The sequence below is a fragment of the Kitasatospora sp. NPDC058218 genome (assembly GCF_042882445.1).
Taxonomy (GTDB): Bacteria; Actinomycetota; Actinomycetes; order Streptomycetales; family Streptomycetaceae; genus Kitasatospora.
The window spans coordinates 1-5,006 of record NZ_JBHVWC010000094.1 but is presented as its reverse complement, the minus strand read 5'-3'; the positions used below and the strand labels follow the sequence as shown (position 1 = coordinate 5,006).

The following is a 5,006-nucleotide window of genomic DNA, read 5'->3' as shown; positions in this document are numbered from 1 at the left end:
TCCCCCGGCCCCACCCCCGCGCCCCCCCCCCCCTCCGGGCGCCCCCCCCACGGCCGTGTCAGGGTGCGGTCAGCGCAGGACGTCGGTCGTCCAGGTGCTCTCGTCCGCGCCCACGGCCCCGGTCATCGACAGCACCCCGGGAAGCCCGCCGATCGCCTCCAGCGCCGGGTTCGCCCCGGGCGCGGTCGACGCGCAGATCCGCACGCCCTGCTCCACCTCGCACGCGCGCGGGTCGGTGCCCGGCGGAGCGATCGCGGGCTCGGCACCCTCCGGCTGGACCATGATCTGGACCTGCCGCTTCTCGGCGGTGAGCACCAGGCTGACCCGCCAAGGCTCGTCGATGACGGCCGACGGGCGCAGCAGGGACACCGCCGTCACCTTGAACGCGGCCGGCAGCCCCGTCAGGCGGACCGGCAGCGGGAGGTCCGTCCGCCCGAACCGGGCCCCGGCCGCGACCCGCAGCAGCATCTCCTCGGGCTTCGCCTCCTTCGGCGCGTAGGCGTCCAGTTGTGCCCACCGGCCCGAGGCCGTCAGCCAGCGCAGGGTCAGCGGGTCGACCGGCAGCGGATTGTCGGAGACCAGCCAGTGGGCCGAACGCCCGTCGACCGCGGGGGCCGGCACCGTGTGCTGACCGACGTGCGGGGGCTCGGCGGTGCCCGGGGCGAGCGTCAGCGAGAGGTTCGCCGTCGACTGCCCCCTGGTCCACACCTTGGCGGACGTGTGATCCGACCCCAGCGCGTCGGCGTAGCCGTAGCCGATGCCGCCCGCGCCCTTGGCCCACTCCGGCAGCCAGCCGAACTGCGCCTCGGTGAAGAACGGGTCCGTGCCCGCGGACGGCGTGGCCGAGGACGGGGCGGAGCTCGCGGCGACGAGCGCGGCCGGCGCCGCGGGTGTGTCGGCGTCGCCGGAGGGCTGGATCAGCAGCGAACCGGTCAGGACCGCCGCCGTCACCGCTGCCGCCGCACCGAACGCGGCCCGGCGCCGGCGGCGCAGCCGCACCCGGCCGCGGACGACCGCCCAGCCGGTGTCGACGGCGGACGGCGGGGCGGGCTCGTCGGCCAGCGAGTTCAGCCGCCCCGTGAGGTTCCGGTGCTCGTTGTTCGTCATGACGTCCTCTCTGCGGTGGTGGGGCGGACGGCGAGGGTGGCGCGCAGCGCCTCCAGGCCGCGCGAGGTCTGGCTCTTGACGTTGCCGGACGAGCAGCCCAGCGCCTCGGCGGCCTGGTCGATCGTCAGATCGCAGTAGTAACGCAGCACCACGGTGGCCCGCTGGCGTGGCGGCAGGGCGGCCAGCGCCTTCCGCAGGTCGAGGGAGGCATCGAGGTCGATGCCCGCGCTCTCGGTGTCCGGCTCGACGCCGGTGCGCGTCGTCCGGCGCCACCAGGGCGATCGCTGCTCGGCGAGGAACGTGTTGACCAGCACCTTGCGGGCGTAGCCGTCGATGTTCTCGACCCGACCGGCCCGTGGCCAGTTCACGTAGAGCTTGGTGATGCTCTCCTGGACCAGGTCGTCCGCACGGTGCCAGTCCCCGCACAGCAAGTAGGCGACCTTGCGCAGCCAGCCGCTCCTGGAGGCCACGTACGCGGTGAACTCCGCTTCGCGTGCCGTCTTCGCCATCCCTGCCCCCCTTCCCTCGTACCGGCGGCGCCGATCGGCGCCGTCCACCCCCCTAATGCGGGGACCCGGACCGAACGTTGCATGGCGGACGGCCGTGATCGTCCACGTAGGCTTTCGGGCATGCCCAACGGCCGGTACTCGCTCCACGACACCCACGACCACCTCCTGCTCGGCGAGGAGCGGTTCAGCTGCGCGCCCGGCCCGGCCGGCTGGCGGTACGTCTCCAAGACGTACGGGCCCGAGGGGCAGGTGCTCGGCACCGTCGACCTGACGCTGGACTCGCGGGCCCGGCCGCTGCGGACGGAACTGCGGGCCGGCGGCTGGCAGGTCCGCGGCGGGGCGGTCGACGGGGTGGCCTGGGTGCGCACCGACGCGGCGGACCCGGCGGGGGAGCACGCCGTGGAGGGCCACGACCGGGCCCACGGCTTCGCCGGGCGCTCGCCGGCCTTCCTGGTCGCCACCGCCCGGCTGCTGCGGCTGCGGGAGGGGGCGAGTGCCAAGGTGCGGCTGGTCGCGTTCACCGAGCCGGTGCTGGCGCCGCGCACCTTCGACCAGGGCTGGCTGCTGGAGGGCGTGGAGACGCACGCGACGGACTCGGGGCCGCTGCTGGTCGAGCGCTACCAGGTGGCCGACCTGGAGACGGGCGAGCAGCAGGTGGTGCACCTGGCCGGGGACGTGGTGCTGGCCGCCGCCGGGGTGGAGCTGGAGGAGCTGGAGTCGCCGCCGAACGCCTGGCCGGTCGAGTTCGACGGCCGGTAGCCGGTAGCCGGTAGCCGGTAGCGGGGCGCCGGGCGGGATCAGGCGGGTGGGGCGAATCCGGTGCCGGGGGCCGGCTGCGGGGCGGGAGGAGCCGGCTGGGCCGGAGCGGGGGGCGCCGCGGGCGGTGCCGGCATCGGCGACGCGGGGGCCGGGGTCGGCGCGCTCGGGACCGGTGGCAGCGGCTGGGCCTGGAGGTGGGGGTGCGGCTGGTGCTGCTGCTGACCGTAGCCCTGGGCCCTGGTCCACTCCCGCCGCTGGCGCTCGGTCAGCACCGCCCCGAGGTACGCCGCCGGGTGCAGTCCGTACGGGACGGCGTGGCCGGTGCGGGCGGCGAGGTCGTCGGCGAGCCGGGCGGACATCTGGTGCGCCACCGCCGGGTCCAGCTGGCCGATCCGGCCGAGCAGCTGGCGGATCGCCAGCCAGAGCGGCTCCGGCACGGCGGAGAGGTCCAGCGCGACCAGCTCGCCGCCGATCGACTGCAGCAGCTGCGGGTGCACCGGCGGCAGCGCGTTGGCCGCGCCGCCCGCGCCCGGCACGCGCTCGCGGACCACCAGGGTCCCCGCGAAGACGTCGCCCAGCCGCTTGCCGTCCGACGACACGGCCGAGCAGATCGCCGCCGGCACGCCGCTCAGCACGATGATCTCGAAGAAGCCGACCAGCCCGCGCACCAGCGAGTGCCGGAACCGCACCGGCCCGCCGTCGCTGCGCACCACCCGCAGGCCCAGCGCGGCCTTCCCGAGCGAGCGCCCGCGGGTGAGGGTCTCGACCATGACGGGCAGGGCCACCAGGAAGAACACCATGAGCCCGAGCATGATGGCGGCGAGCGCCGCGCCGTCGAGGTCGACGAGGGCGAAGCTCAGCACCAGGGACGTCACCACCAGTGCGGCGCCCTGCACGAGCAGGTCCAGCCCGGTGGCCAGCGCCCGGCTCGGAAGCTTCGCCGCGCGCAGGCCGAGGACGACCGCCTCACCCGTCACCAGGTCGCTCAAGACACCCGTCCGTTCCCGTCGGTGGTTCATGGTCCGCGGTCCGCGGGGAGCGGCGTCCGTCGGATCGGCCCCCACGACCCCGTGATCTGCAGTCGTCAACATACGGGGCCGCGGACCCGCTCGGGAAGGGAGGTCCCGGCGGCCCACGCGCCGCCTCCCCCTGGCATGCTGGGCCCACTTGTCCGCACCCGCCTGCCCGCGCGCCCCGCGCCGACCATGGAGCTGCCGCATGGACCTGGACGTCTTCGTCGCCACCCACCAGGGGGAGTGGGCACGGCTGGACGCCCTCGCCAGGAACCGCCGGCTCACCGGCGAGGAGGCGGACGAGCTGGTCACCCTCTACCAGCGCGTCACCGGTCACCTGGCCAAGGTCCAGGCCGCTGCGCCCGACCCCACGCTGGAGGGCCGCCTCACCAGCCTGGTCTCCCGGGCCCGCGACGCCGTCACGGGCACCCGCACCAGCGGCTGGCGGGACGTCGCGCGCTACTACACCGTGAGCTTCCCGGCCGCGCTCTACCGCTCGCGCCGCTGGTGGCTGCCGGTCGCCGTCCTCTCCCTGCTGGCCACCGCCGTGATCGCCTGGTGGGTGGCGACCCACCCGGAGGTCCGCAACAGCCTGGCCACACCGGAGACGCTCCGCGAGATGACCCGGCCCGGTGGTGAGTACGAGGCGTACTACTCCGACCGTCCCGCGAGCTCGTTCGCGGCCCAGGTCTGGACGAACAACGCCTGGATCGCCGTGCAGTGCCTGCTGTTCGGCATCGCGCTGGGCATCCCCGTTCTCTTCGTGATGTGGAGCAACGTCCTCAACCTCGGCCTCGGGGTCGGGCTGATGGCCTCGGCCGGCCGGCTCGACGTCTTCCTCGGCCTGCTCATTCCGCACGGTCTGCTGGAACTGACCGCCGTCTTCGTGGCCGGCGGTCTGGGGCTGCGCCTGGGGTGGACGATCATCGACCCCGGTCCGCGGACCCGGGGGACGGCCCTCGCCGAACAGGGCCGGAGCATCATCGGCATGGCCATCGGCCTCGCGACGGTGCTGGCGGTCTCCGGTGTTCTGGAGGCCTTCGTGACCCCCTCCGGTCTGCCCACCTGGGCCCGCATCGCGATCGGCGCGCTGGCCGAGGTCGCGTTCCTCCTCTACGCCCTCGTCCTGGGCCGGAAGGCCGCCGCGGGCGGGGAGACCGGAGACCTGGACGCGGCCGACCGGGCGGACCTTCAGCCGGTCGCGGCCTGAGCCGATGTGATCGACAGGCCGCTGACCTGCTACTCTTCTCGCATCCCGGTCAAACCATTGACGTGGCAAGAGCGGGCTAGTAGGTTTCAACGGTTGGGACCGGTTGGACAACATCCGGTCCGAGGCGTTAGTGTCTACGACACCGCCGAATCAGGGCGATCGCATTTCTCGAAGTGCGCGCCCTTTGACGAGGTAAACCCCCGGAACTGAGCACACCGAAAGCTTTGATAAGCTTCGGAGCGAAGTCGAAGGAAATCCCCCCAGCGGGAATTCGGAGAAACAAGCGCCGGTAAGAACGGCCGCGAGGATCTGATAAGCTGGGAACACGAAAGAACGAAGCGCCCGGAGGGCCCGCTGGAAGGCGGTCCGAAGGAAGTGTCCGTTCCTTGAGAACTCAACAGCGTGCCA

General features: G+C 73.7%; 5 protein-coding genes. 2 read left to right on the top strand and 3 right to left on the bottom strand.

Annotated features, from left to right (window positions below; all coding sequences use genetic code 11):
- Positions 1-69 precede the first annotated feature (69 nt).
- Together ACFVYI_RS39150 and ACFVYI_RS39145 are read right to left on the bottom strand one after the other, a co-directional pair.
- Entirely contained in the window at positions 70-1,107 is a 1,038-nt protein-coding gene (locus ACFVYI_RS39150; RefSeq protein WP_387894452.1) for a hypothetical protein, read from the bottom strand.
- The gene (locus ACFVYI_RS39145; protein WP_387894450.1) at positions 1,104-1,616 is read right to left on the bottom strand and encodes a SigE family RNA polymerase sigma factor; all 513 of its coding nucleotides are present in this window, start codon (positions 1,614-1,616) and stop codon (positions 1,104-1,106) included. Before ACFVYI_RS39145 ends, ACFVYI_RS39150 begins: the two co-directional genes overlap by 4 nt.
- Positions 1,617-1,736: 120 nt before the next feature.
- On the opposite strand from ACFVYI_RS39145, the gene ACFVYI_RS39140 reads away from it, so the two are divergent.
- Entirely contained in the window at positions 1,737-2,375 is a 639-nt protein-coding gene (locus ACFVYI_RS39140; protein WP_387894449.1) for a hypothetical protein, read from the top strand.
- 38 nt (positions 2,376-2,413) lie between these two features.
- On the opposite strand, the gene ACFVYI_RS39135 is transcribed toward ACFVYI_RS39140, so the two are convergent.
- On the bottom strand, positions 2,414-3,364 hold the full coding sequence (locus ACFVYI_RS39135) for an RDD family protein (protein ID WP_387894447.1): 951 nt from the start codon (positions 3,362-3,364) through the stop codon (positions 2,414-2,416).
- A gap of 229 nt (positions 3,365-3,593) precedes the next feature.
- Between ACFVYI_RS39135 and ACFVYI_RS39130 the strand changes: the two genes are divergently transcribed.
- Positions 3,594-4,598, top strand: a complete 1,005-nt coding sequence (locus ACFVYI_RS39130) for a stage II sporulation protein M (RefSeq protein WP_387894445.1) — start codon at positions 3,594-3,596, stop codon at positions 4,596-4,598.
- The last annotated feature ends 408 nt before the right edge of the window (positions 4,599-5,006 follow it).

What these genes read in the sequence shown, in the direction of transcription:
- ACFVYI_RS39150 (WP_387894452.1), bottom strand. Translation starts at nt 1,107, where the DNA reads ATGACGAACAACGAGCACCGGAACCTCACGGGGCGGCTGAACTCGCTG.
- ACFVYI_RS39145 (WP_387894450.1), bottom strand. Translation starts at nt 1,616, where the DNA reads ATGGCGAAGACGGCACGCGAAGCGGAGTTCACCGCGTACGTGGCCTCC.
- ACFVYI_RS39140 (WP_387894449.1), top strand. Translation starts at nt 1,737, where the DNA reads ATGCCCAACGGCCGGTACTCGCTCCACGACACCCACGACCACCTCCTG.
- ACFVYI_RS39130 (WP_387894445.1), top strand. Translation starts at nt 3,594, where the DNA reads ATGGACCTGGACGTCTTCGTCGCCACCCACCAGGGGGAGTGGGCACGG.